Annotated in this window: 24 protein-coding genes; 13 read left to right on the top strand and 11 right to left on the bottom strand. The window is 34.0% G+C overall.

What is annotated here, in order from left to right; genetic code table 11:
* Nucleotides 1–56 precede the first annotated feature (56 nt).
* Nucleotides 57–1304 carry an RNA-guided endonuclease TnpB family protein gene (locus tag E7Z78_RS08260; RefSeq protein ID WP_303724686.1) on the bottom strand — a complete coding sequence of 416 codons (1248 nt, stop codon included), beginning with the start codon at nucleotides 1302–1304 and terminating at the stop codon, nucleotides 57–59.
* A 594-nt stretch (nucleotides 1305–1898) separates the two neighbouring features.
* On the opposite strand from E7Z78_RS08260, the gene E7Z78_RS08255 reads away from it, so the two are divergent.
* The 6 genes from E7Z78_RS08255 (at nucleotide 1899) to E7Z78_RS08230 (ending at nucleotide 8542) form a co-directional block, all read left to right on the top strand.
* Nucleotides 1899–2717: a glycosyltransferase gene (locus E7Z78_RS08255; protein WP_303724685.1), complete on the top strand. Its 819-nt coding sequence runs from the start codon at nucleotides 1899–1901 to the stop codon at nucleotides 2715–2717.
* Nucleotides 2714–3607 carry a UDP-glucose/GDP-mannose dehydrogenase family protein gene (locus E7Z78_RS08250; protein ID WP_303724684.1) on the top strand — a complete coding sequence of 298 codons (894 nt, stop codon included), beginning with the start codon at nucleotides 2714–2716 and terminating at the stop codon, nucleotides 3605–3607. Before E7Z78_RS08255 ends, E7Z78_RS08250 begins: the two co-directional genes overlap by 4 nt.
* 29 nt (nucleotides 3608–3636) lie before the next feature.
* On the top strand, nucleotides 3637–4020 hold the full coding sequence (locus E7Z78_RS08245) for a UDP binding domain-containing protein (protein ID WP_303724683.1): 384 nt from the start codon (nucleotides 3637–3639) through the stop codon (nucleotides 4018–4020).
* Between the two features lie 46 nt (nucleotides 4021–4066).
* The gene (locus tag E7Z78_RS08240; RefSeq protein WP_303724682.1) at nucleotides 4067–5047 is read left to right on the top strand and encodes a glycosyltransferase family A protein; all 981 of its coding nucleotides are present in this window, start codon (nucleotides 4067–4069) and stop codon (nucleotides 5045–5047) included.
* A 165-nt stretch (nucleotides 5048–5212) separates the two neighbouring features.
* Nucleotides 5213–6883: a hypothetical protein gene (locus tag E7Z78_RS08235; protein ID WP_303724681.1), complete on the top strand. Its 1671-nt coding sequence runs from the start codon at nucleotides 5213–5215 to the stop codon at nucleotides 6881–6883.
* Between the two features lie 9 nt (nucleotides 6884–6892).
* Nucleotides 6893–8542, top strand: coding sequence for a hypothetical protein (locus E7Z78_RS08230; protein WP_303724680.1), 1650 nt, complete (start codon nucleotides 6893–6895; stop codon nucleotides 8540–8542).
* Nucleotides 8543–8569: 27 nt separating this feature from the next.
* Here the strand turns inward: E7Z78_RS08230 and E7Z78_RS08225 are convergent, their stop codons facing one another.
* The gene (locus E7Z78_RS08225; RefSeq protein ID WP_303724679.1) at nucleotides 8570–9436 is read right to left on the bottom strand and encodes a hypothetical protein; all 867 of its coding nucleotides are present in this window, start codon (nucleotides 9434–9436) and stop codon (nucleotides 8570–8572) included.
* Nucleotides 9437–9539: 103 nt separating this feature from the next.
* Here E7Z78_RS08225 and E7Z78_RS08220 point away from each other — a divergent pair, with 103 nt between their 5' ends.
* The 6 genes from E7Z78_RS08220 (at nucleotide 9540) to E7Z78_RS08195 (ending at nucleotide 13520) form a co-directional block, all read left to right on the top strand.
* Entirely contained in the window at nucleotides 9540–9911 is a 372-nt protein-coding gene (locus E7Z78_RS08220; protein WP_303724678.1) for a hypothetical protein, read from the top strand.
* Nucleotides 9912–10043: 132 nt separating this feature from the next.
* Complete coding sequence (locus tag E7Z78_RS08215) at nucleotides 10044–10493, top strand: flavodoxin (RefSeq protein WP_303724677.1); 450 nt, start codon at nucleotides 10044–10046, stop codon at nucleotides 10491–10493.
* A gap of 4 nt (nucleotides 10494–10497) precedes the next feature.
* Nucleotides 10498–10959, top strand: a complete 462-nt coding sequence (locus E7Z78_RS08210; protein ID WP_303724676.1) for a MarR family winged helix-turn-helix transcriptional regulator — start codon at nucleotides 10498–10500, stop codon at nucleotides 10957–10959.
* A 1-nt stretch (nucleotide 10960) separates the two neighbouring features.
* On the top strand, nucleotides 10961–12346 hold the full coding sequence (locus E7Z78_RS08205) for an MATE family efflux transporter (protein WP_303724675.1): 1386 nt from the start codon (nucleotides 10961–10963) through the stop codon (nucleotides 12344–12346).
* Nucleotides 12347–12391: 45 nt separating this feature from the next.
* Entirely contained in the window at nucleotides 12392–12838 is a 447-nt protein-coding gene (locus E7Z78_RS08200; RefSeq protein ID WP_303724674.1) for a hypothetical protein, read from the top strand.
* Nucleotides 12831–13520 carry a 4Fe-4S double cluster binding domain-containing protein gene (locus tag E7Z78_RS08195; protein WP_303724672.1) on the top strand — a complete coding sequence of 230 codons (690 nt, stop codon included), beginning with the start codon at nucleotides 12831–12833 and terminating at the stop codon, nucleotides 13518–13520. The genes E7Z78_RS08200 and E7Z78_RS08195 overlap by 8 nt, the downstream gene beginning before the upstream one ends.
* On the opposite strand, the gene E7Z78_RS08190 is transcribed toward E7Z78_RS08195, so the two are convergent.
* A complete protein-coding gene (locus E7Z78_RS08190) occupies nucleotides 13510–14532 on the bottom strand; it encodes an NADH-dependent flavin oxidoreductase (RefSeq protein ID WP_303724671.1) in 1023 nt (340 codons plus the stop codon). The genes E7Z78_RS08195 and E7Z78_RS08190 overlap by 11 nt on opposite strands.
* A 265-nt stretch (nucleotides 14533–14797) precedes the next feature.
* Between E7Z78_RS08190 and E7Z78_RS08185 the strand changes: the two genes are divergently transcribed.
* A complete protein-coding gene (locus E7Z78_RS08185) occupies nucleotides 14798–15352 on the top strand; it encodes a manganese efflux pump MntP family protein (protein ID WP_303724670.1) in 555 nt (184 codons plus the stop codon).
* A 1515-nt stretch (nucleotides 15353–16867) separates the two neighbouring features.
* On the opposite strand, the gene E7Z78_RS08180 is transcribed toward E7Z78_RS08185, so the two are convergent.
* The 8 genes from E7Z78_RS08180 to E7Z78_RS08145 form a co-directional block, all read right to left on the bottom strand.
* Nucleotides 16868–17875 (bottom strand): hypothetical protein, encoded by a 1008-nt coding sequence (locus E7Z78_RS08180; RefSeq protein WP_303724669.1) that lies wholly within the window; start codon nucleotides 17873–17875, stop codon nucleotides 16868–16870.
* Between the two features lie 84 nt (nucleotides 17876–17959).
* Entirely contained in the window at nucleotides 17960–19039 is a 1080-nt protein-coding gene (locus tag E7Z78_RS08175; RefSeq protein WP_303724668.1) for a tyrosine-type recombinase/integrase, read from the bottom strand.
* A 529-nt stretch (nucleotides 19040–19568) separates the two neighbouring features.
* Nucleotides 19569–20177, bottom strand: coding sequence for a hypothetical protein (locus tag E7Z78_RS08170; RefSeq protein WP_303724667.1), 609 nt, complete (start codon nucleotides 20175–20177; stop codon nucleotides 19569–19571).
* 204 nt (nucleotides 20178–20381) lie between these two features.
* A complete protein-coding gene (locus tag E7Z78_RS08165; RefSeq protein ID WP_303724665.1) occupies nucleotides 20382–20522 on the bottom strand; it encodes a hypothetical protein in 141 nt (46 codons plus the stop codon).
* Nucleotides 20523–20524: 2 nt separating this feature from the next.
* Nucleotides 20525–21181 (bottom strand): HNH endonuclease signature motif containing protein, encoded by a 657-nt coding sequence (locus E7Z78_RS08160; protein WP_303724664.1) that lies wholly within the window; start codon nucleotides 21179–21181, stop codon nucleotides 20525–20527.
* Between the two features lie 533 nt (nucleotides 21182–21714).
* Nucleotides 21715–22410 carry a hypothetical protein gene (locus tag E7Z78_RS08155; RefSeq protein WP_303724663.1) on the bottom strand — a complete coding sequence of 232 codons (696 nt, stop codon included), beginning with the start codon at nucleotides 22408–22410 and terminating at the stop codon, nucleotides 21715–21717.
* Between the two features lie 362 nt (nucleotides 22411–22772).
* Nucleotides 22773–22931: a hypothetical protein gene (locus E7Z78_RS08150; protein WP_303724662.1), complete on the bottom strand. Its 159-nt coding sequence runs from the start codon at nucleotides 22929–22931 to the stop codon at nucleotides 22773–22775.
* A gap of 15 nt (nucleotides 22932–22946) precedes the next feature.
* The gene (locus E7Z78_RS08145; protein WP_303724661.1) at nucleotides 22947–23501 is read right to left on the bottom strand and encodes a flavodoxin family protein; all 555 of its coding nucleotides are present in this window, start codon (nucleotides 23499–23501) and stop codon (nucleotides 22947–22949) included.
* Nucleotides 23502–23518: the final 17 nt, after the last annotated feature.

Below are 23518 nucleotides of genomic sequence, written 5' to 3'. Positions count from 1 at the left end.
GTAGACGACGAGGATTCGCAAACCAAAAAAAATTATAGTTTTTTTTTGGAAAATTTTTACTGCACCGTAGTCCCTACGATTTCTAATCCTTTATTAAGGATGTTTATAGCTGCATTCAAGTCACGATCATGATGTGTATGACAATATGGGCAGTTCCAGTTCCTTATTCCTAGATTTTCGATTCCTTTGAGGTTTTTGTTGATTTTTTGGCAATTGCTGCATTTTTGGGTTGATGGGAAAACACGGGGAATTTTAATGAATTTTACGTCTTCTTGTTGGCATTTTTTCTCTAGTCTGTCCATGAAGTCACGAGGCGCATTTAATTGTATGCTGTGGCTTAGATGTTTGTTGTTTTTCCATGCAATGATGTTTTCATTTTGAACAACAACAAATGAACTGTTTTTTACGATGTAGTTTGCCAACTTATTGTAGTAGTCTTTTCTTTTGTTTAGGAATTTTTCCCATGCTTTATTGTATAATCTTTGTGCTTCAAGGTATCTTATGGAAGCTTTTTTGTGGTGGCTCATGTTTTTTTGATGTCGTATGATGTTGTCTGTTTCCCTTGTTAGGTCTAGATTGGGTATCTCTGTGCCATTGGAAAGTACAGCTAGTTTTCCACATCCGATATCAATTCCCACTTGCATTAGCGGACCAATTATATTTTCCGGAACATGCATATATTCTATGTTAAAAACGGCGTAGTATTTGCCGTGTACTTTTTTAACGGTTACGTGTTTGATTTTCACGCTCGGGTCATTTTTGTCACTTCCTCGGCGTAGTAGTTCTCGGTATTCTTTGCTTGTTTTGAATTTGACTAATCCTAATTTGGCTAATTTTATTTTATCATATCCATTTTTATCCGGTGTGATTCTTACATTATTGTGGTTGTTTATTATTCTGAATGTGGATTTTAAGGTTTTTTTCTTGGTTTTGTAAGTTGGATAAGCGGATTTTAAATATGGATCATCGTATCTTTTAAAAGCAGTGATTAGGTCTTTTTGTGCTTGTTGTCTGCTGCTGGATTCTGCTTTTTCCAAAAAAGGATACTCACACCTCAACATATTTAAAATAACACTGCAAGAACTATCGTTTACTTTTATTTTTATATCGTCACCGTAACCATATTGAATTAACATTTTTTTAAAGTTGTTTATGAATTCTAATTCCTCGTTGTAGATAAATCGTCTAATGCCGATGTTGGATTCAATTTGGTTGATGCTGGCTATTTTCTCTCCATTATCATTGCGATCCATTTTACCGGGAAAAATTCTAACCTCAATATTCTTTTTAACCAAATTCACCATCCAGAAACTCCCCAATATGTTTTTATAGAATTATAAAAATCAACCATAATAAAATGGTCAATGCAAACACAATACAAATGATATAGTATAATTTCAGATGTAACTTATATATTAAATAATAGGAAAGAGCATTTGGACAGTAATCTTACTATTTTAAAACATGAAAAAAAATAATAAATTATAATAAACCAAAAATTACACTAAACAGAATTAAAAAGAAATATATGGATTCTAAACCCGCAAAAACAATAAATTATAAATAATAACAACATTGAAAGTAAGTATACCCAACTGTGCAATTCATCCACGACCTAAAAGAGGTCGTGGTATTCTTGCATTATTAAGATAAAAAAATAATATAAATATTATTTAATTTGTGTAAATTGTTTAAAATGTAATATAAATTATTATATATTTGGAAATATATAATAGAAAATAACTGTTCAGGGTTTCTATAGTTGAAATGATAAAAATTAAACGATTTATATGTCTTTTAGAAATTTTTTAAGAAAATTTAAAAACAAAAGGAAAAAACAAACTATAGTCATTAAAACCCCAAATCCCGAAACGGAACATCATTGGGGAGACTATTTCATGGCATTGGCATTAAAGAAGTCTTTTGAGAGGAAAGGATTCAATGCAATAATCCATGAAAGGGAGTCATGGTATTGTGACGACGATGTGGATATAGTTTTCGTTTTAAGGGGTTTGTATGAGTATAAGACAAATCCTAATCACATCAATTTGATGTGGAACATTTCACACCCTGATTTAGTGGACAATGATGAATATGAAAATTATGATGCAGTATTCATTTCATCAGAAAAATATGCAAATAAAATAGGAAACGAAATAAAAACAAAAGTCTACCCATTACTTCAGTGCAGCGACCCTGAAGTGTTCTATCCTCAAGAGGATGAGGAATGCAGACATGATATTCTATTTGTAGGAATAGGACGCAAAAACCGTGAGATAATGGAGGACATCCTCAAGACTGATTATCCGGTTTCCGTTTACGGCAAGCACTGGAACAATAAAATTGATGAGAAGTACGTTTGCGGAGAATTCATCCCAAATGAGGAACTGCATAAGTACTACTCATCTTGCAAAATATTGCTGAATGACCATTGGAAGGATATGAGGGAATGGGATTTCCCATCCAACAGATTATTTGACGCCCTTTTATGTGAAACATTGGTTATTTCAGATAAGATCCCTTCTGCAGCTACAATATTTAAGGATTGCATCGTGACTTATGAGGGTGTTGATGATTTGGCAGATAAAATTGAATATTACATGAACAACCCTTCAGAAAGGGAAAAACTCGCCAAAAAGGGTAGGGAAATTGTTTTGAAAAATCATACTTTTGACAATCGCGTTGATTTTATAATGAAAGTTTTAGGTGAACTATGAACATTACTGTTATTGGAACCGGATATGTTGGATTGGTTACAGGAGCCTGCTTTTCCAAAAAGGGGAATCAGGTATACTGTGTGGATATCGATGAAGAAAAGATTGAAGGCTTGAAGAGGGGAGTCATACCTATCTTTGAACCTGATCTGGAAAGAATCGTCATTGAATCTCAAAAAAGTGGAGACCTTATATTTACAACTAACCTCAAGGAGGCAGTGGATGATTCAAATATAATATTCATTGCTGTTGGAACACCAATGAATGATGATGGAAGCGCTAATCTTGACCATGTTCTTGAAGCGGCAAGAAACATTGGAAGGACAATATCACATGAGTCTCTTGTTGTGGTCAAGTCAACGGTTCCTGTAGGCACTTCACATGAAATTCAAAGAATCATCAATGAAATTTCCGAAATAGAAGTGGACATTGCATCCAATCCGGAATTTTTAAGGGAAGGCAGGGCTGTTGAAGATTTCATGAATCCGGACAGGATTGTCATAGGCGCTGAAAACGACAAGGTCTTTGAAACTCTGAAAGAATTGTACCAACCATTCACTTCAAATCATGAACAATTTATATTAATGGATGTGGAATCATCAGAACTGACAAAATATGTTGCCAATGCACTGCTTGCAACCTGGATATCATTCATGAATGAGATTGCAAATATCTGTGAGGTCACCGGCACGAATATACAGGACATTCAAAGGGGAATAGGTTCCGATATGCGGATTGGACATGATTATCTCAATGCAGGATGCGGTTATGGGGGAAGCTGCTTGCCTAAGGATGTCAATGCGCTAATCAAAATGGCCAATTCTAATGATATGACCCGGCAATCCTCACCCAAGTTGAAGAGGTTAATTCAAATCAAAAGAACGTTCTTGTAAACAAGATAGTGAACAGGTTCGGAGATGATTTGAATGGACTTACCTTTGGAATTTGGGGACTGGCATTCAAACCCGGAACAGATGATGTAAGGAAAGCCACATCACTAGTGGTAATTTCCAAGCTTATTGAAAAAGGTGCAAAAATCAGGGCATATGATCCAAGAGCAACAGCTGAATTTGAAAAGGCCATTGATGAGAAATATCTGCATTCAATTGAATTTGTTGATGAGAAGTATTCTGCCTTAAAGGATTGCGAATCAATGATTCTAATCACTGAATGGAAAGAATTTGAAAATCCTGATTTCAATATTCTTTCAGACAATTTAAACAGGAATATAATTTTTGACGGCAGGAATATCTACGATAAAAACATCAATTCCATGGGATTTGAATTGTATCAGATTGGTTGTTAATCTTATTTAGAAAAGCTTATTTTTATAAATGAACTACTATTAATTAATGAAGATTTCAGTGATATTGCCAGTTTACAATGGTGAAAAATATATTCAAAAGGCCATCGAATCAGTTCTCAATCAGACATTCACAGATTTTGAGCTAATAGTTATAAATGACGGCTCAACCGACAAAACATTAGATATCATAAAATCATTTGATGATGATAGAATCACAATTATCAACCAATCCAATCAGGGTCCTGGAGCCGCCAGAAACAATGCCCTGAAAATAGCTAGGGGCCAATATGTGATGTATCTCGATTCAGATGACTGGTATCATGAAAGGGCACTGGAAATATCATACAATGAAATCACCAAACATGATGCTGACATGACCTTTTTCCAGATGATCAACTACAACAATGGAGAGATTTACGAAAATGACTGGTTTGACCTGAAGACATTTGACGAGTCATTTGAAAACAGGGCATTCTCACCAAAAGAAACTCCAGGATCAATATTTGACCTGTCCGTTGGGGTTTGCCAGAAAATATACTCAAGGGAATTTCTAAATAAAATCGATGCGAAGTTTCCTGAAGGAATATTTTTTGAGGACATGCCATTCTTTTACTATGTCTATTTGAAGGCCGAGAGAATCTCAATCATTAAAAAGCACTTATACTACAGAAGAAAGCATGACGAGTCAATAACTCATGTGGTTGATGAGAAGTTCCTCGACACCGTCGCTGCCGGACAAGTGCTTATGAGAATTTTCATTGAAAATGATTGGTATGATGCATATAAGTTTGACCTGCTTGCCTACAAGATAAATGGTCCTCGTTTTGCTTTAAGAGACCTTCCATTAAAATGCAAAAGTAAAATGTTCATGTTAATTAAAGAGGACTATATGCAAATAAAAGACAGCAAATATTATCAGGACTTTTTGGATAATCTGGGTCCCGTAAAAAGGAAGTTCTTTTTGGATGTAATCCATGCAAGCGACTATGATGAGTTCAGTGAACTGAACATTCAAACAGTACAATAACTGACAAAACATTTTTTTAACTTATACAAAAATGAAACTATTTTTTTTTTCCAAATCATTCAAAAAATAGCTTTAAAGTTATAATAACCTCTAAAAACCGATAAAACATATTTTATATATACTATTTCTAACAAAAATAAATGCAAATGATAAGGGAGGTTTATCATGAATAAGAAATTCATTTTTATTCTAACGCTGGTTGCTTTTATTTTAAGCATTGGCTTTGTATCAGCTGAAGATGGCGATGTAAACGGCACCTTTACAGACATACAAGGCGAAGTGGATGCTGCCAGTGAAAATAGCGTCATAGAACTTGACGGATACTATACTGGAGACAAGCAAGTCAGCATTTCCAAATCAATAACCATTCAAGGAAAAGGCAATGGTGCAACATTGGATGGTAAAAACCAGACAAGGGCATTCACCGTAAGCAAGGGTGATGTCACATTCAAGAATCTAATTTTCAAAAACTGCATTTCCAACAAGGGTGGGGCAATCTACTCACAGGGAAATCTGATATTCATTAACTGCACATTCAAGGACAATTATGCAGTTGATGGTGGAGCAATCTACTCACAGGGCAATTTGACCGTGAAAAAAACCACATTCACAAATAACGGTGCGGGAAATCTGGGAGGTGCAATTAACATTGACCTGCCGTTATACAAGACCGCATCAAAGTCCAAATATGGTAATGTCAATATTGAGGATTCCACATTCACAGGAAACTCCGCCGATAGGGGAGGAGCAATAGATGTATATTTATCAGGCAATTTGAAATCATCCAAATATGGAAACCTTAATGTGAACAATTGCCAATTCACTGAGAACTTTGCTGAGAATTATGGCGGTGCAATCCGCTTCAGCGGCGAGGCAGGATATGGAAAACTCACAGTCAAGAAATCCAAGTTCAACAAAAACACTGCAAATGATCAGGGAGGAGCCATTGAGGTTTATGGAAGCTATGCATTAATCTCAGGATGCAACTTCACAAGCAACAACGCTAAGCAAGGAGCATTATATTTATATTTCGGTGGAAAAGCGATAGTCGAGAAATCCAATTTCATTGCAAACAATGCAAGCAGGACCAGTGCAGTGATGATATATTCATATGAGGTCAGCCTGAATGACTGCACTTTCAAGTCAAACTCATTGGGTGTTGTAAGCTTTGAACCTGACTCAAAGTTAACAGTAACAAACGGCAAGTCAAAAACAACATACACTGACAGGGTTGTTCTGGACAATTCAATGAAAAAGATTGTGCCGATAGTTGCAAGCGCAAAGGACTTGACATACACCTATGACAGTGACGGCATATTCACAGTTACATTGAAAAACAAGTACAATAGCCTACCTGTTGAGTATTTCGGAATATACACTAAATGCAACGGCAAAAAAACAAAGCAGTTCTACAAGCAGACAAATGCAAAAGGCGTTCTTAACCTTAAGCTGAACACCCGTTTGGCAGTCGGCACATACAAGGTGACCTTCATAAGTGACGATTGGAGTACCGTGAGCTCATCTGCCATTACAATCACAGTTAAAAAGGCTAAAACCGTAGTCAAGGCACCTAAGGCAACTGCAAAATACAAGAAATCCAACATTTATAAAATAAAAGTCACACATAAGAAGACCAAAAAGCCTGTTATCTATACCAAGGTAAAGGTGAAAGTCTACACCGGCAAGAAAGTGAAAACATACACATTAACTACAAATGACAATGGTAATGCAAAGCTCAACACCAAAAAGCTTTCAAGAGGATCACATAAGATTGTAGTGTCATCCGCAAACAGCAACTACAAGATCAGTGCAAAATCCAAGATTAAAATAGTGTGAGGTTAAATTATGAACAGGAAAATTATAGGTTTATTATCATTATTCATTATCATACTTACAATGTCCGTGGTTTGTGCTGAGGAAAACCAAACCTCAGCCAATTTAACCTCTTCAAACATTGTAGTGAGTGGAGATTCATTTGATGATGTCCAAAACACCATTAAAGGCGCCAGCAGCAGTGATGTTATTGAACTTGAGGGATATTATCACGGAAATAGAAAACCAATAAACATTGACAAAAGCGTGACAATTCAAGGATCAAAGAATGGTGCTACTTTAGATGCCAAAAAGTTAAGCAATGTGTTTGTCATCAAGGCGAACAATGTAACATTGAAGGACTTGACAATAAAGAATTCATATGGAAGCGCCATATTGAATGAATACAACAGTAAAAAATTCGATGTGACTGTCATTAACTGTTCCTTTATTAACAACAATGAACGGGATGATGGGGGAGCGATTTTCCATGCCAATAATGGTGCATTGACTGTCATAAACTCAACATTTGAAAACAACGGGGCAGATTACGGCGGAGCAGTATATGTATCCTCTGGAAACTTGAAGATAATCAATTCAAACTTCACAAATAATGTTGCAACCTACTGCGGAGGAGCAATATATGCTCCATGTGATTCAATGAGCATTTCAGGTTGTCAATTTAATGCAAATCGTGCTTCAAAGGGAAGTGAAGGTGGAGCAATCAGTTCACTTTGCAATAATGCATTAATTTCAGATTCATCTTTTCAAAACAATCGTGCAGATAATGGTGGAGCGATAAATTGCTGGGGTAACCTGACCGTGAAAAATTCAAGCTTCACATCAAATGTCGCAAATGAAAAAGCTGGAGCAATATTTGCAAGTAGCGATTTGGATGATAATGGAAATTTCGACTCAAGGTTATCCATTACTGATTCAAACTTCACATCCAACACTGCAGCAAATGTTTCAGGCATTTACACTAAATTATGTGCTGTTGATATATCAAATTCACAGTTTGGTGATAATCAGGAAGTCTACATTAAATTGGGCACATTGAAAAATGTAAACAACACCTTAAAGAATGTTAAAATCGACAACACTTTAAAGATGATTATCCTTCCTGACAAATATTCCACAACCTACGATTCACTTGAATGTTTAAGAGTCACTACCCTTGACGATGAGAGATATTATATAAGCAATGTGAAAATCAAGGTTGTTGTCACCGTTGGCAAGAAGACCAAGACATTCTACGGATATACCGATTTGGACGAATATGAGGCATATATCCCATTGTACCAGCTTCCGGTTGGAAAATACTCCATCAAAGTTTCAGTGGATGGCAATCAGTTCAAATCAGGTACCGTTAAAAAGACAATAACCATTAAAAAAGCCGATACCATTGTAAAGGCACCTAAACTAACAGCAAAATACAAGAAATCCAAAAAGTTCACAATAAAAGTGAAAAACAAGTCAACACACTACAATGTTAAAAACCTAAAGATTAAGGTTAAGGTGTACACCGGTAAAAAGGTCAAAAAATTCATAGTTAAAACAAACAAGAAGGGCGTTGCAACAATCAACACCAAAAAGCTCAAAAGAGGATCACACAAGGTTGTAATCACTTCCAAAAACAAGAACTATGATGTATATAAAAAGTCAAAAATTGTAATCAAATAAGGATTTAAAATCCTTATTCTTTTTTTTTCATTTTAAAACTTCAAACCATACAAAATCATTGCCTGCATAAAGGCTGATGAATATTGAAGCAAGGCTCACAACCAAAAATACTATAAACACATTCAATGGAGCAAAAGCTAAAAATAACGCCAATGCAATTATCTCTAAGATAATGAACATGACTCTTGACTTGTTAGTATAGCTTAAAACACCCAGAATGATTGGAGTTATTATAATTGCCAATATATACAGGATTGAGTCATATAGGCTTACGATGTTTCCCAAAGGCATGTTTAAAATAAAGCTGAATAGGTACATTTCAAGGACTGTTAAGAAGTATCCCTGAACCCCTCCGGCAATTGCCTGCGCCAATGTGTGCTTTTTCAAAAGAACCCTTGACCATATGATCAACGGATACAATATTCCTATCAAAGCTCCAACTGGTCCTAAAAGAAGTATCAGTGCAGCGTTAGGGCCGGATAAACCTGTGGCATGTACACTGATTTTCCATTTTGTTGTGATTATTAGGACAACACCAGTGTTTACTGCATAACATAAAAGCAGGCAAGTGAGGAAATTGTCCAAGTTAAAAATCAAGCATACCAAAAAGCCAATGAAGTATGAGACAACCCCTACAATCAACGGCATGTACCTGTCTGACCTGTTTGATATGTCCTTGTCGGTTCCAAGCTTTTTAGCCCAGAACAATATGATTGCCATTGGCAATGCTGAGGCGAAAATCAGTGAAACTATCTCCAAAGTGATGAACTTTGTAAGGTCAAAAGCGCCATCTGCAAATGATAATGTTAAACAAATAATCAAAAACAATGGTATGCAGATGATTGGTGGATTAGTGAATGTTGATATTGGCTTTGCTATTTTTAACTTATTCATATGGATATTTATACTTTGTTTAAATTAATAAGTGTTGTGAAAATTATTTAAATGATATGGAAGAAATATATTATTAATTAATAATATTTATGGGGATTTAATTATGAAAATGGAAATCGAATTAACAGATGAGCAAGCGAAAAAAGTTGAAATCCTTAAAGAAAACGGCATGGACATAGGCGATGCGGTGGACGCATTGTTTGAAATGAAAGACATGATTAAAAGTCAAAGTAGCACTGCAGTTGACTACAGGTTAAATAAGGTCACTCAAGAAAAGGCTGAACTTGAAAAACGTATGGAAGCTCTTGATGAGGAAATATCCTTCTTCAACAAGCTCAAAGACACTTCCCTTGATGTTGATCAAAAATTAAAGATTGTTGAAAAGGAATACGGTACAGAGGTTAAAACATACGATGAAAGCGTTCAGGATGCAAAACACAAGTTCAAATGGACCAAATCCATCTTCAAATTCTAAATTCTTTTTCTTCATCACCATTTTTTTATAATTTTTTAAGAGATATTGTGAATACTGTTCAATTTTTAATTGTTGCATAAACAATAGTTGTCAATGCAACATTTATATATGATAAAGTATTAATAGTATTGTATGAAATCATTAGTAGTTTATTATTCAAGAACAAGCATTACAAAAAGGCTCGCAGAAGACATTGCAAGCAAAACCAATTCAGATATTGAAGAAATAAAATCAAAAGTAAACTATTCAGGTAAAATCGGCTATGCCCGTGGAGGCAAGGATGCAATAACCGAAAAGATAGTCGAACTTGAAGATTTAAAATACAACCCTGAAGATTATGATATTGTTTATCTTGGAGCTCCAGTATGGGCAAGCAGAGCTGCAAATCCATTGATTTCATACTTAAAGCAAAACGAAGGTAAATTCAAAAATGTCAAGTTCTTCATGACTGCAGGAAGCAGCGGATTTGAATCCGCTTTTAAACAGTTGGAGAAATATTCAATTAAACCTCAAAAGACTTTGGCATTAACCACCAAAGAAGTCAAAAAGAACGATTATGATTTATCTTCATTCATTGAGTGATAAAATGTCACTAGAGGAGTTTAAGATTATTGACGCAACTAAACTTCCCGTTGGCAAATTAATGGCAATCATCGTTAAAAACCAGACATTGTACCTGAACCGTCATCTTGAGGAATTCGGCATTAACTCATCCCAATTGAATTTCATGTTTGAGATAGCCCATCAAAAGGAAATCAACCAGGAAAAGATTGCTTCAAGATGCAGCATTGACAAGGGGTCCGTTGCAAGATCCATCAAGAAGCTTGAGGACAATGGCCTTGTTAAAAGAGAAGTTGATGAGGAAAACAGGCGCCAGAAAAAGGTTTCATTAACACCAAAAGGTGAAGAGACCTTGTCAAAAGCAATAGATCAACTTAAAAAATGGGAAGATTATTTATTTAATGATAATTCAATAGAAAAAGAGGAGCTACAGAAAACATTGAAAGAGGTAGCGATAAAATCAATAGAGTTAAATCAAGAGGAGTAAAATGGCTAAAAGTAGTAATATTGAAATGATAACAGGAGACCCTAAAAAGGCAATCGTGAAACTGGCATTGCCGATGATGCTCTCCATGTTATTGATCATGCTTTATAACATTGCAGACAGTATCTGGGTAGCAGGACTAGGGGCAGATGCATTGGCTGCAGTAGGATTCATCACACCTTTATTCATGGTGCTAGTTGGACTTGGAAACGGTATTGGTGCCGGTGCAAACTCACTTATTGCAAGATACATCGGTGCTGGAAACCGTGACCAGGCAAACAATGCAGGATTGCACGGTATCCTTCTTGCAATTATCGTGTCATTGATATTCACAGTAATAATTGAAGTGTTCATGGTGCCTATCCTTCAGATGATGGGTGCAGGAAGCACAATACAATACGCAATGGACTACAGTTACATCATCTTCGGATTCCTGTTCGTGTTCGTATATTCAGGTGTAGCATCAGCGATATTCAGATCCGAAGGAGACATGAGAAGGGCAACAATCGCAATTGCAGTAACCGCTATCATGAACATTATTCTTGACCCAGTATTCATTTACGTATTGAACTTCGGAATATCCGGAGCCGCCTGGGCAACAGTGATCTCAGCGATACTGTCCTGTCTCGTGATGAGCTACTGGATATGGGGTAAAAAGGACTTATACCTTGACTTGACCCTTAAGAACTTCAAGTACTCAACAAAAATGATTATTGACAACCTTCAGGTTGCAATCCCATCAACCCTTGAAAGCCTAGTGTTTTCCATACTTGCAATAATCATCAACAGTATGCTCGTGATGGCTGCAGACACAACAGCTGTGGCAGTATATACCGCTTCAATGAGGATTGTGCAGCTGGCTATGATTCCATTGATAGGTCTTGGAACCGCAGTACTTACCGTTGCAGGTGTCGCTTACGGTGCACGTAACTATCAGAATTTAAAGACTTCACATTCATATGCTATTAAATTGGGTTTTGCAATATCCATCGCATTGGGTGCAGTGATGTTTGTTTTCTCATCCCCGATTGCAACCATGTTTTCATACACTGAGGCAAGTGCGGCACTGTCTCCGCAGATTGCTCATGCCATATCAGTCTTGAGCCTCTTTGTTCTTGCAATCCCTCACGGTATGATGTCATCAATGGTTTTCCAGGGTGTAGGTAAGGGAACATACTCACTTTTAATCACACTTCTAAGATCATTGATTCTTGAAAGTGTATTTGCATACCTGTTCTGTTTCATCTTCGGATGGGGACTTACAGGAATCTATGCCGGTGTGGTGTTCGGTTGTTTCGTAGGGGGAACAGTCGGTTACATCTGGGCAAAAATATTCATCTCAAAATTCAAGAAGATGGCTAAAAAAGAAACAATACCAGAAGAAAACTAGTTTCAACAACTAGTTTTTTATACTTTTTTTTACAATAATTTAATTATGGAATTCATCCTAAACAACAAGAAATACTCAATCATTGACCATGAACTTTACATCAACTACCTGATGGTCAACGAATACTTTAAAAACCATGCCAAATATGATTATGATATTCATTTTGACTTTCTTGAACCCATATTAAGCAAGGAGAAGATAGAATTCGAGGATATTCTTGAGGGAACCGAAGTCCTAAAGGAGCTGATTGAGAAAAACGAGATTGACTTCATTCCATACGGGTTGAGAATCGATGAGCACCTTAACGGAAACTTCATGATAACCTATCAGGATCTTGAGTTTAAAAACATCACAGTGGGCGAGGCAATACCATTGCTTATTGCATTGAACAGTCTCCTAAACCACAAGCCTATCGTGACACTAACACAAATCAATGAGGAATTGAATCATTTTCTTGGAAAGTTCAGAAGCTACAGTGATGACTATGGATAAGTTAAAGGATTACCTGAAGAAAAACGGTGCAGTGGAAGTGGGTTTTGCAGATATAAGTGATGTAACCCCAAAAAAAGGATTGAATCAGGGAGTGGCATTCTACATTACATATCCACCGGAAGTGATATTGACAATCAGGGACTCACCAACCAGGGATTACCTTAACCATTATGACTGGCTTAATGAAAAATTGGATAGTTTAGGTGAATTGTGCAAGGATTACATCAATGATCTTGGCTTTAGGGCCTATGCTCAAACCACAAGGAATCTTGGTTGGGATTTCGGCAAGGACAACAGTTTCGAACTTCCCCACAAGACCGTTGCAACCAAGGCGGGACTTGGATGGATTGGCAAGTCAGCATTGTTCGTCACAAGAAAATACGGCTCAGCACTCAGATTGTCATCAGTTCTAACCGATGCCCCATTGGATTTGGATGAACCAATAGAAAAGTCATACTGTGGAGAATGCATGCAATGCAGGGACACTTGTCCTGCAGGAGCGGTAAGCGGCATAAACTGGAATGTTAATCTTAAAAGAAATGATTTTTACGATGATAAGAAATGCAGGGATTATGCCAATGACATAAGCCTGAAGCATTTGGGATTGGATAAGCTGATATGTGGAAAATGCATATATGAATGCCCACATACGCAAAAATACTTAAAAAAAATTAAGGTTTGATGTTACACGGCCTGATATGGCAAGTGCTTGTCTTTTTCCAGTAGCAGTTGTTGCAGGTTATGCAGTGGCTGACACCATCTCCTTCAAGCTGCCAGTCTACAAGGAAACTCGGATCCTTGACAAAAGGCCTTTGCATGGATATGAAATCTATTTCTGTTTCATTCAGGATTTCATTGATTTGATTTTGACTGTTTGCACCACCACCAAGGATAACCGGAATTGAAACGTTTTTTATGATTTCATTGGTTGCCTCAATCAATGGGTTTTTATCCTTGTTTTCCTGTGTGAAGAATTGTGGAGAGCGTGGACGGGTGATTTGTAGTGAGTCAGCACCATACTTTTCAAGCAGTTGGCATATCTCAATTGTCTCGGAAAGTTCCATTCCCATGTTGGTGCCGTCATATGCATTCAAACGGCAGTTTATATGAAGGTTTGTTGTTTCCTTTATGACTTTAATTATTTCCAGAACTATTTTAAGACGGTTCAATGTGGAGCCGCCATACCTGTCCTTGCGGTGATTGAAATTTGGATTGATGAACCTTGCCAAGAAGTAATAGTTACCAAGACCCAATTGAATACCATCAAAGCCCCCATAATCGAATTTCTGAGCTGCCATGATGATGTCGGTCTGGATTTTTCTAATATCTTCAATGGTAACGTCATCAATAGGAATGTTCTGCTCTGTTCTTTTGTTGAACTGGACAAAACCCAATTGGGCAAAGATTGGAACATCATATACATGAACAAGATCTGTCAAATCACGTGCCTCACGGACAAAACGGTTGTAATGAATAGTGTTGGTGTATTTTGAGAAAACATCGCGAGGATATAGTGAGTAGACCTCTGAAATTATCAATCCAACGCCACTTGCAGCCATATTCTCATACCTATCATATATTTCAGGTGTCATATTGCCTGTCTTTTCCCTTTGGGACTCCCATAATCCTGTCCTGACTATTCTACTGTTAAGTTTCAAATCTCCAAATTCAACAAAATCAAACAAGTCTTTCATGATATTATATTAGATATAAAATACTATAAATAGGTTATTTAAAAATCAATCACATTTTAGCCATTGTCTGAGTTCGTAATATTGCTTCGAGTTAGAAAAATTGCAGGCATTTAAAACTGCCTATTTTAAATAAAAAGAACACATAATAGATTATATGGGAAATGACTGAAAAGTTGTTTCCCATAACCGACCGTGCGACGATTATCTGGGTTTAATCCCAGGTAATCCCTATTTTTATATAAAATAAGTTACAAAAAATATGTTAATGTCATTTAACGTAATTTCAACATTTCTCATTGCCGTGGCCCTTGCAATGGATGCATTCAGCGTATCCATGACAAAGGGTTTTACACAAAAACATCTGACAAAGCCACAAATAATATATTACGGCCTGTTTTTCGGCGGTTTTCAATTTATAATGCCAATACTTGGATACTTCTGCGGCAATGTGATTGCAAGCATCGTGGAATCTCTTGCACCGATTGTTGGATTCATACTTCTTTTGCTGATTGGATTGAACATGATAAGGGAAAGCCTCTCAGGTGACGATGAGGAGATTACAGACAATTTCTCATTCAGGGAGGTCACTCTTCTTGCAGTGGCAACAAGCATTGATGCCTTTGCGGTTGGAATAACCATTGCACTTTTAAATGATCCCCTTATGATATCATGTACAATTATTGGAATCGTTGCATTTGCCTTCAGCATAATTGGAATATTCATCGGCAAGAAACTTGGCGATTATGTAGGTGACAAATTCCAGATACTCGGTGGTGTCATACTTATCCTAATAGGCATCAAGATACTTTTAGGATTTTAGACTTATTTTTTCAATGAGATTAATTCTCATTTTTTAAATCTATTGAATTTTATTTATTTTTTGTAAAAACGCTTGCATATTTAAGATTGTCTGAGTTCGTAATATTGCTTTGAGTTATAAAAATTATAAGCGTTTAAAACTGCTTATTTTAAATAAAATAGACAATAAATAGTGTATACGAGAAATAACTAGATGGTTGTTTCCATTAGTGGATGCCATACAAAATCAGTGGTAAAAATTATTATTGGTTTAAAAACAGGTATTATGGTAGTATGGTAATTCACTGGCATTCATCTCCATTAATTAATTTAACGGGGGTGGTAGTATGATTACAATAGTAATCACTTTAAAAATTTATATAATTATTGAAATAATTTTTTTAATAATTTATTATATTAAAGTACGCTGCCGTTGAATGCCAAAAACGTGATGAATCTATAATGAAGGGGATGTTTAGTGAGATATACTCACGCCACCTGTTTTTACCCTTTCTAGATTCATCACACATTTTATCAAACAAATTTGCTTAATAAAATTAATTATAATTATATTTTAATTGTTTATAAATCTTTCGATGAATTGAAGCGAATTTAAAAGAATGAGATTAAAGATATCTTTAAACGAGTAAATAACGATGGAATTGATAAATAAAGAAAGTTACTTGAAGTGTTGTGTTAATTATGTTGATCAATTTTTCCCAGATTGCTGAAATTACTTTACTTGTTTCGATAGGTGAAGTTGTAATTTTAGGTAACTAATTGTAGATGAAAATAATTAAGCAGAATTCATCACAAACATGTATAATTCATGAAAAAATCAGATAAATTTTAACATTACCACCACACATTTAACGAAAGGGACCTACTTATAATGCCACATATATATGGAGCAGTTTAAATATCACCTTTTAGTAAAGATTGTATTTTTTCAGATTTCATAAAATTAAGAAATTTCATAAAATTTAATAAATCTTATAAAAATTGAGGATTCTGGTATTGTATTTAGATGCATATCCATTGAATATAATTATATTATCTGATTATCAAAATAAATAAATGTTAAATATATAAAATAAGTTCAAATTGATTGAATTTAAGTTAAATACTTGATTTAAAGCTTTATTTTTGCTGCGAAAAGCGTTAGTGTAATATTACCATAGTCGGAAATGTATTTCCGTATATTCTCCTTGAATATATATTAATAGTAATAGTAGTATTATAAGATATTATAGTTATATATGTACTTATACTATAAATCATGTTAATATATATTTACATACTATAGTAATATATGAATTAATAGGTAAATATGTATTTCAATACTTCTGTAAATATGGATAATATATACTTACATACTATCTGTATATACAGAAAGTAGATATACTATATATTTTACCAGTTATGCTCAAGTAATATTAAGAAAATGCTATAAATCAACTCTTACATATATATCAAGTTGTTGAGATAGACTATTTTCTTTAAATTTACTCTTTTTTAATAAATTTCATAAATTTTATTAAAATCTACGACGGATTTTATACCTTATGAATCTCACAAATTTCAGAACAATGAAGAACAGCAATGCAACAAAAATTACAAATGCAATAAGAACCATCAGCACAGTACCTTTGCTTGCTGTTGTGAGTTCACCTGTAAATTCAATTGACCCAATGCTTTTGTAATTTGGTCCAATTGGAATATCTGAACCTTTAATCACAGTATTGTTGAAATGAATGTCATCTATGCATTCTGTGTAATTAGCGCCAACCTGAGATCCATCCTCATTGGAAACATAAATGTCAGTAATGTTTCCCTTTTCAGTAGTTTTAAAATCATAAGTGACTATTTCCCTTCTATCCAATCCATACTTATCCAATTGGGATAATTTAGTCATTTCTCCAACCAAATCAGTGGAATTTAAAGAAAGATTGCCCGATCTTGATAAGGAATAATTATTTGGAATGGAAATGTATTGTCCAGGTTTCAAGGTTCCAGTTTTGAGCTTGTCCACATTGGCAAAACCATAATTGCCGTTTGGAGCCTTGATTACAACATGTCCTCTTCCGTATGGCTTTTTAATATCTTGTATCTTTGCCAATGCCTGCTCTGATATTGTATAATTGTCATTTATCATGCCGGCAGTGATGTTTTCACATATCTCACTATTTTTACCGTCATCTATTCCGCCCAAACCGATTACCCAACCGTTATTGGTAACTATTACATGATTGAAGTAACCTCCATATTCCTTATATTGTTTTACGGCAGGAATACCATGCCAGTTGACTTTTTCAATAAATACATCAGCTGTTACGTTTGAATCACGCCTATAGGAGATCATTGTATCGTTTCCGTCAAGCTGCAATACTATGGAACAGCAACCGAAAACATCAGTTTGGTTAGAAAAATCAGATGTAACATGTAAATCTTCGCTATTGTGAAGATTTGAAGCAGTAAATGTGCCACATGCGAAAATAAAAATAATAAAAATACTTAATATTAAAAATTGTTTCCTCAAATTCATATAAAATCCATTATAAAAGTTCTTGTTATAATATTTGACTTATATGATATTTAAATCTATTATTTTTAATATTAAGTGCAATGTTTAAATGAATTTTTGAGAATTGACTCTTAACTTTTGTTTCATTTGCTCACGGTCAATGTGGATATACTTATCTGTTGTCTGTGAGTTGGAATGGCCTGCAATTGACTGTACCTCGGCAACTGTAAGGATTTCAGCATAATGAGACAGTGCAGTGTGTCTTAGAATGTGAACACTGACATTTTCAAAGTAGTTTACAGGACAGTCAATGCCTTCCTCTTCGATTCTCTCATCACACTCACGAGCATGCTTTTTGATGATGTCCTGAACTCCACGCTTGCCTATGCGTTTTCCCTTGATATTGGTGAATAGCTCTTCACGATTCTTCTCTTCAGCAGCCTTGTTTCTTTGAATCACTGGCCTGTAGACATCATTGGTGTTTTTCCTGAGTTTTGTGATACGATCCATTATCATGTCATTGAGGCTGACCAATGTATCATAGGTAATGAACGTTGTACGGTCCTTGGCTTCACCTTTTGTGGTTTCTGCACGTAGATATACATCAATGAACTCATCAGTGTTGTTTGGAAGGACATAGAATCCCTTATCGTCTATTGGCACTTGAATATCATCCTTGTTCAAGAGTACAAGTTCCTTCAGCCTCATTCCAGAATCGATGAAAGTCCTGCAAATAGCGTAATCTCGAATGTTTCCGCTTTTTTGGATGGTATCTAAAAAGAAATTGGATTGCTGCCAAGTTAGAGAGATTTTTTCAATTCTTTTTTTAGCAGTTTCAGGATCTTCTGTCTTAACTTCAATGATATCCTTCATCTTGATTGTATCATGCTGGATTTCTTCCTGAACGTCCTCTGAGTTTATAAATTCGAGAATGTTCATCATGTATGTTTTGACAGTGGTCCTTTTGTTGCCACGTTGTTTTAAACAGTATCTACGGTAATGTCTTAATTGCTTTTTCACATTCCTGTCATTCAATTCAGCGATTCCTTCTGATTCAAGATATTCAATGAATTTGGATATGTTGAATGTTTGTTTTCTTACGGTTTCCTCTGTTAAGTTTTTTACCTCTTGTTTTTCTTCTAAGTATTCATCTAGGTAGTCCTTTAGCTCATCGACTTCGATCATAAGCTTTTTTGCCTCCTAAATTTTTTACTCAAACCCTTATTTATACTTTTATTTTTTTAGTATATAAATACTTCGTATCTTTTCTTTTTTACTGTATATTATTACATAAAATATACGTTCTATTTATATATTAAATTAGGTCAATTTGGGAGTTTGTGGAGAAATGTTGGAAGTGAAGTAATACATATACATCAGGTGGTTTCAAAATGGTGTTTTCTTCAAATTTTGATTTTGTAATAAAAAATTTATAAAAATTAATAAAATTTTTTAAGTTTGGGTGATGCAAACTGTAAGTTCAATAATACAAAAAAATATGAATGCTGCAACTTATAAGTTGCAAAAAATATTTGTGACCATTTTCAAATTTTCAATTCTAACATCCAAAAAGAATAATTTTCACATCATCAAGATTAGTATATGGAAATTTTCCACAGTGAAAATAGCCATTTTTTTATTTAAGTATTTTCGTATTTTCTATTTAAGTATTTTCGTATTTAACAAAAACTATTATTACAAATTTGTTTACTCTTCATGAAATTTTACTATTCATTAAGGTTATTAAAAGTTCTTTTGTTCGGCTGTCATCAGGATTTTTTGATAAGGATTCATGGTACTTAGCTTCCAAATAATTATATTCTGCATCCCATTCATCTTGCTGATTTTTAATAATTTTATATGTCTTAATAGATTCATCTATTAGGGAATAAAATTTATCTTTATTTATTTTAGATGGTGGTGTGTCTTTAATTAATTTTTCAATATCTGACGTGATATTATTGCCCATCCAACTAATTTCATAGATAGAATTTCCGGAAGCAAAATAGGCATGAGAATAGTTATCTTTGATAGATGGATTATATTGGTAGTAAAATTTCACTGGATGATTTGATATAGTTAAATTTTCCTCATAATCTTTTTCACAAGCCCACAAACCAATTGATTTAGGAATATTATCATCAATGCAGGTTAAATGAAAATAATCTGCACTATAACCATTTTTATATATGTTTCCACCATTATATTTTTCTGGAATTTCAAAACTTACTCCATTTATTTCAACGGTTGTATTGTCTTGGGCATGAACACAGCTCATGAATATTAGTATTGAGATTAAAATAATCAGGATCTTTTTCATCATTATCAGTAACTATTTTACTTTTCATATATTAAAAAGATTTATCCATTAATTAATAAAATATATACTTAATTTGAAGTACTCCATTAGATATAGTTAAAAACATTACTTCAATTAAATGAAGTACAATAATAAAATGAAGAATAGATTTCAACTTCAAATGAATGAAGTGATAAATCTATTAGTCAATTAATGAAGGTTGCTTGTTTACTGTTGATTTTCAACAACAAAAATAAGTGCATCCTCCCTGTCCTTAATTTGAACGATATTATATAATTCTTCTTTAATTGATACTTTTAGCACATTTTTTCCAGAAACTAATTTAATAATTTTTCTAAACTTAGACAATCTTAACTCATCACCATATAGTCAATATGCATAACAAAATTATCATTTTCATAATTGGGAAGTACAAATCCATCCTTATATCCCCTAATTTCCAATATTGTGCAGCCTTCCTGATCTCTAACATTACGGATTCCATACAATTTATCACCAACAGATATTTTAACTGTTTTTTTAGCGGTTTTATTAACCAATTTGATAAATTTAGTAAGTTTAGAAATTTTTAATGGATTATTTAAATCTATGTCCATTTTTAACCTTCTTTTCTTTTTGACCTTATTGATTTCACTTTCTTTAATTTTAAGCACAAAATTATCCCTTAAGAACTCACAAAATGTTTTTGGATTAACATTAGAGTATTGCTGATGATATTGATGATGATGCTTATCACACAGCAGTATCAAGTTATTCTCACTGTAATATTCATCACTTGTTTGTTTTACCTTTTTTAAGTGATGAGGGACAATTTTTTCTTTAGATCCACAAACAAAACATTTGTTGTCCTTTTCTTTTAGCTTTTTAACTATCCCCAATAATTTCCAATAATTTGGATTTTCAGACATATTATCACCTAATGCTATTTTATTATCCACAATCACTTTAATACTTACAGAACCTTCTTCTCCAGTATATAGGATTGTATCCACTAATTCATAATTCATAAATAGTTCTCCTTTATATTTTCTTTAATTTTAAAAAATGGAATTAAAATTCCTTTTAAATTAATATATAGTATTGTTATTATCTTATTTAAGTTTTATCTACTTATACAGGCTTTAAAAAATTGTTATGACCTTGAAAAATTGCTTTCAGTGAAACATACTATTTATAGTTTACTGTTTTACAAACACAACATCTACAACAAGCTAAAAAACAAATTATATCATCCACATAACAACAATCATAGACTGCAAATTCAATTGCAACAATGAAAATATTGAATTTTGCCTCAAGAATTCGGGAGTTTGTAAGATTCAATGTTGAATATATTCATAGGATTTTAATAATGATGAAAGAAATACAATGCTTCGAATCTTAATAATACAATTAGTTCTATTGATAATTAATCCTATTTTAAGGTATCAATAGCTTAAAATCTCTAATTTAGGATATTTAACGGAGTTTTGAGAGGAATTATTCAAAACCATTAAAAAAAAATAATGAGAAAATATTTTCTCATTTAAAAAAAAATATATTAACCATCAACATTAATAGAGTCTACAAGACTGTTAAGTCCATCTGTCTGAAGAAGAGTTTTGTCAGTTAATGTATCATACAATGCAGAATTTATGGACACTCCGTACATGGTATCAGTTTTTTCATCATATACTAAAACCCATCTGGAGCAGATATCCGCATCTGTTGATTTCTCAGAAGTTGGATCAGACACTGTTTCACCATTAATCACAATGGTAGGCACATCGGAAGATGTTTTTGTAGTGTCAACAGTCATTGATTCAGAAACAATAAAATCTGCCGCCTGATGGCCGGATATATCAAATCCCTTAAAATCAGATATTTCATTTAAACCGTTAATCTGTTTTGAAACAGTTTTGGAACCCGCATCATTATGAATTTCAGTTTGAATAATATTTACTCCATCTGAAGAGTCATCTGCATTTTTAAATGCTTCAGTTACTGATTTTTCTGTAAACATGTTGGAACTATCTTTCTTAAAGCTATTAGCTATATCCGAAAACCTTCCGTCTTTAGAGTCATCCCCCTGAAAAGAAAATAGGTCAATAGTATAATTCTCAATATTTACAACATTCATCCCTTCCTGATAATTTTCATCATTCGCATTCATGGTTAAATTTCCGAAATGAACATTTCCACCGAAAAATCCGTCTAAAAAACCTGCTGAAACAGTAGTTAGACTTATGATTGCCAATAAAGCAATTAATATACAAATATATGTTTTTTTCATAATACCACGTTAGATATTATGTTAAAACCCCCTATTAAATCAGTTAAAGAAAAATATTTCATAACCACTTTTGACATCCCCAAGCATTTTGTTATGTTGTAATCCATTGTTGATTTGCCACATCATTGGATCTGCAATTAAAACTGAGTCAATACTTTTCAAATCTTTATAACCTCCATATTACTAATCCTGAAAATTTAAATTTAAGGGAAATGCCAACTACTTGAAGGCCGCAAAAAAAGTTAAAATAAAATTAAAATGAGATTTGAATTATCTCATTTTCTTCTTTTTTAAATACTAATATGTTTATAGTTTATGTATGAAGATTAATTACTCCATTTTCTTTGAAGATCCTTATCGCTGAATACTGTTTTTTCCGCGCATTCATCGTATTGACTGACATCACTAATGCCCATTTCAAAGAATCTTAAACACATATCCTTACTCTTTACATAATTGTCACAATTTTCGTGTATGTTGGTCATGATATCACCATTGATTTAGATTAAGTTTTCACCAATTTCTCTTGCTTTTTGAAGTTGATCTTCCTTATCGTTAATTGCACCTGGAACATTATTGTCATCCAAGTTAATAATGTTACCGGTTTTGAATCCTAATACTTCAAAAGCTGCCATTTGAGTATTTAGGGAACTTTCAAATGCTTCTAAAGGAGCTGCACCGTGGGTTGCAATTATTGAAACTTTTTTAGTTGAGAACAATTCGCTGTATTTAGGGTTCATGAAATATGAGTATAATCTGTCTATTACGAGTTTTGCCTGAGCGTTCACGTCACAGAAGTATATTGGGCTTGCCAGGATGATTCCATCAGCTTCCTCGATTTTTTGATAGATATCCTGCATATCATCATTTAAAGCACATTCAGAATCATGTTCTTTACAATAGTTGTCACCTTGACATGGAGTGATTGTTAATTTGTTAACGTCAACTATTTCAGTTTCAGCGCCTTTTGCTGAAGCAGCATCCAATGCAGCTTCCAAAGCAATTTTCACATTACTAGCTTCTCTTGGACTTGTATTAATTCCTAAAACTTTCATAATAATATCTCCAAAAA

The sequence above is a fragment of the Methanobrevibacter thaueri genome (assembly GCF_015062915.1).
GTDB classification, from domain to species: Archaea; Methanobacteriota; Methanobacteria; order Methanobacteriales; family Methanobacteriaceae; genus Methanocatella; species Methanocatella thaueri_B.
This window is presented reverse-complemented; position numbering and strand designations above follow the sequence as displayed.

Coding starts and splice junctions, on each gene's coding strand:
- E7Z78_RS08260 (WP_303724686.1), bottom strand. CDS start 1,304: ATGGTGAATTTGGTTAAAAAGAATATTGAGGTTAGAATTTTTCCCGGT.
- E7Z78_RS08255 (WP_303724685.1), top strand. CDS start 1,899: ATGGCATTGGCATTAAAGAAGTCTTTTGAGAGGAAAGGATTCAATGCA.
- E7Z78_RS08250 (WP_303724684.1), top strand. CDS start 2,714: ATGAACATTACTGTTATTGGAACCGGATATGTTGGATTGGTTACAGGA.
- E7Z78_RS08240 (WP_303724682.1), top strand. CDS start 4,067: ATGAAGATTTCAGTGATATTGCCAGTTTACAATGGTGAAAAATATATT.
- E7Z78_RS08235 (WP_303724681.1), top strand. CDS start 5,213: ATGAATAAGAAATTCATTTTTATTCTAACGCTGGTTGCTTTTATTTTA.
- E7Z78_RS08230 (WP_303724680.1), top strand. CDS start 6,893: ATGAACAGGAAAATTATAGGTTTATTATCATTATTCATTATCATACTT.
- E7Z78_RS08225 (WP_303724679.1), bottom strand. CDS start 9,436: ATGAATAAGTTAAAAATAGCAAAGCCAATATCAACATTCACTAATCCA.
- E7Z78_RS08220 (WP_303724678.1), top strand. CDS start 9,540: ATGAAAATGGAAATCGAATTAACAGATGAGCAAGCGAAAAAAGTTGAA.
- E7Z78_RS08215 (WP_303724677.1), top strand. CDS start 10,044: ATGAAATCATTAGTAGTTTATTATTCAAGAACAAGCATTACAAAAAGG.
- E7Z78_RS08210 (WP_303724676.1), top strand. CDS start 10,498: ATGTCACTAGAGGAGTTTAAGATTATTGACGCAACTAAACTTCCCGTT.
- E7Z78_RS08205 (WP_303724675.1), top strand. CDS start 10,961: ATGGCTAAAAGTAGTAATATTGAAATGATAACAGGAGACCCTAAAAAG.
- E7Z78_RS08200 (WP_303724674.1), top strand. CDS start 12,392: ATGGAATTCATCCTAAACAACAAGAAATACTCAATCATTGACCATGAA.
- E7Z78_RS08195 (WP_303724672.1), top strand. CDS start 12,831: ATGGATAAGTTAAAGGATTACCTGAAGAAAAACGGTGCAGTGGAAGTG.
- E7Z78_RS08190 (WP_303724671.1), bottom strand. CDS start 14,532: ATGAAAGACTTGTTTGATTTTGTTGAATTTGGAGATTTGAAACTTAAC.
- E7Z78_RS08185 (WP_303724670.1), top strand. CDS start 14,798: ATGTCATTTAACGTAATTTCAACATTTCTCATTGCCGTGGCCCTTGCA.
- E7Z78_RS08180 (WP_303724669.1), bottom strand. CDS start 17,875: ATGAATTTGAGGAAACAATTTTTAATATTAAGTATTTTTATTATTTTT.
- E7Z78_RS08175 (WP_303724668.1), bottom strand. CDS start 19,039: ATGATCGAAGTCGATGAGCTAAAGGACTACCTAGATGAATACTTAGAA.
- E7Z78_RS08170 (WP_303724667.1), bottom strand. CDS start 20,177: ATGATGAAAAAGATCCTGATTATTTTAATCTCAATACTAATATTCATG.
- E7Z78_RS08160 (WP_303724664.1), bottom strand. CDS start 21,181: ATGAATTATGAATTAGTGGATACAATCCTATATACTGGAGAAGAAGGT.
- E7Z78_RS08150 (WP_303724662.1), bottom strand. CDS start 22,931: ATGACCAACATACACGAAAATTGTGACAATTATGTAAAGAGTAAGGAT.
- E7Z78_RS08145 (WP_303724661.1), bottom strand. CDS start 23,501: ATGAAAGTTTTAGGAATTAATACAAGTCCAAGAGAAGCTAGTAATGTG.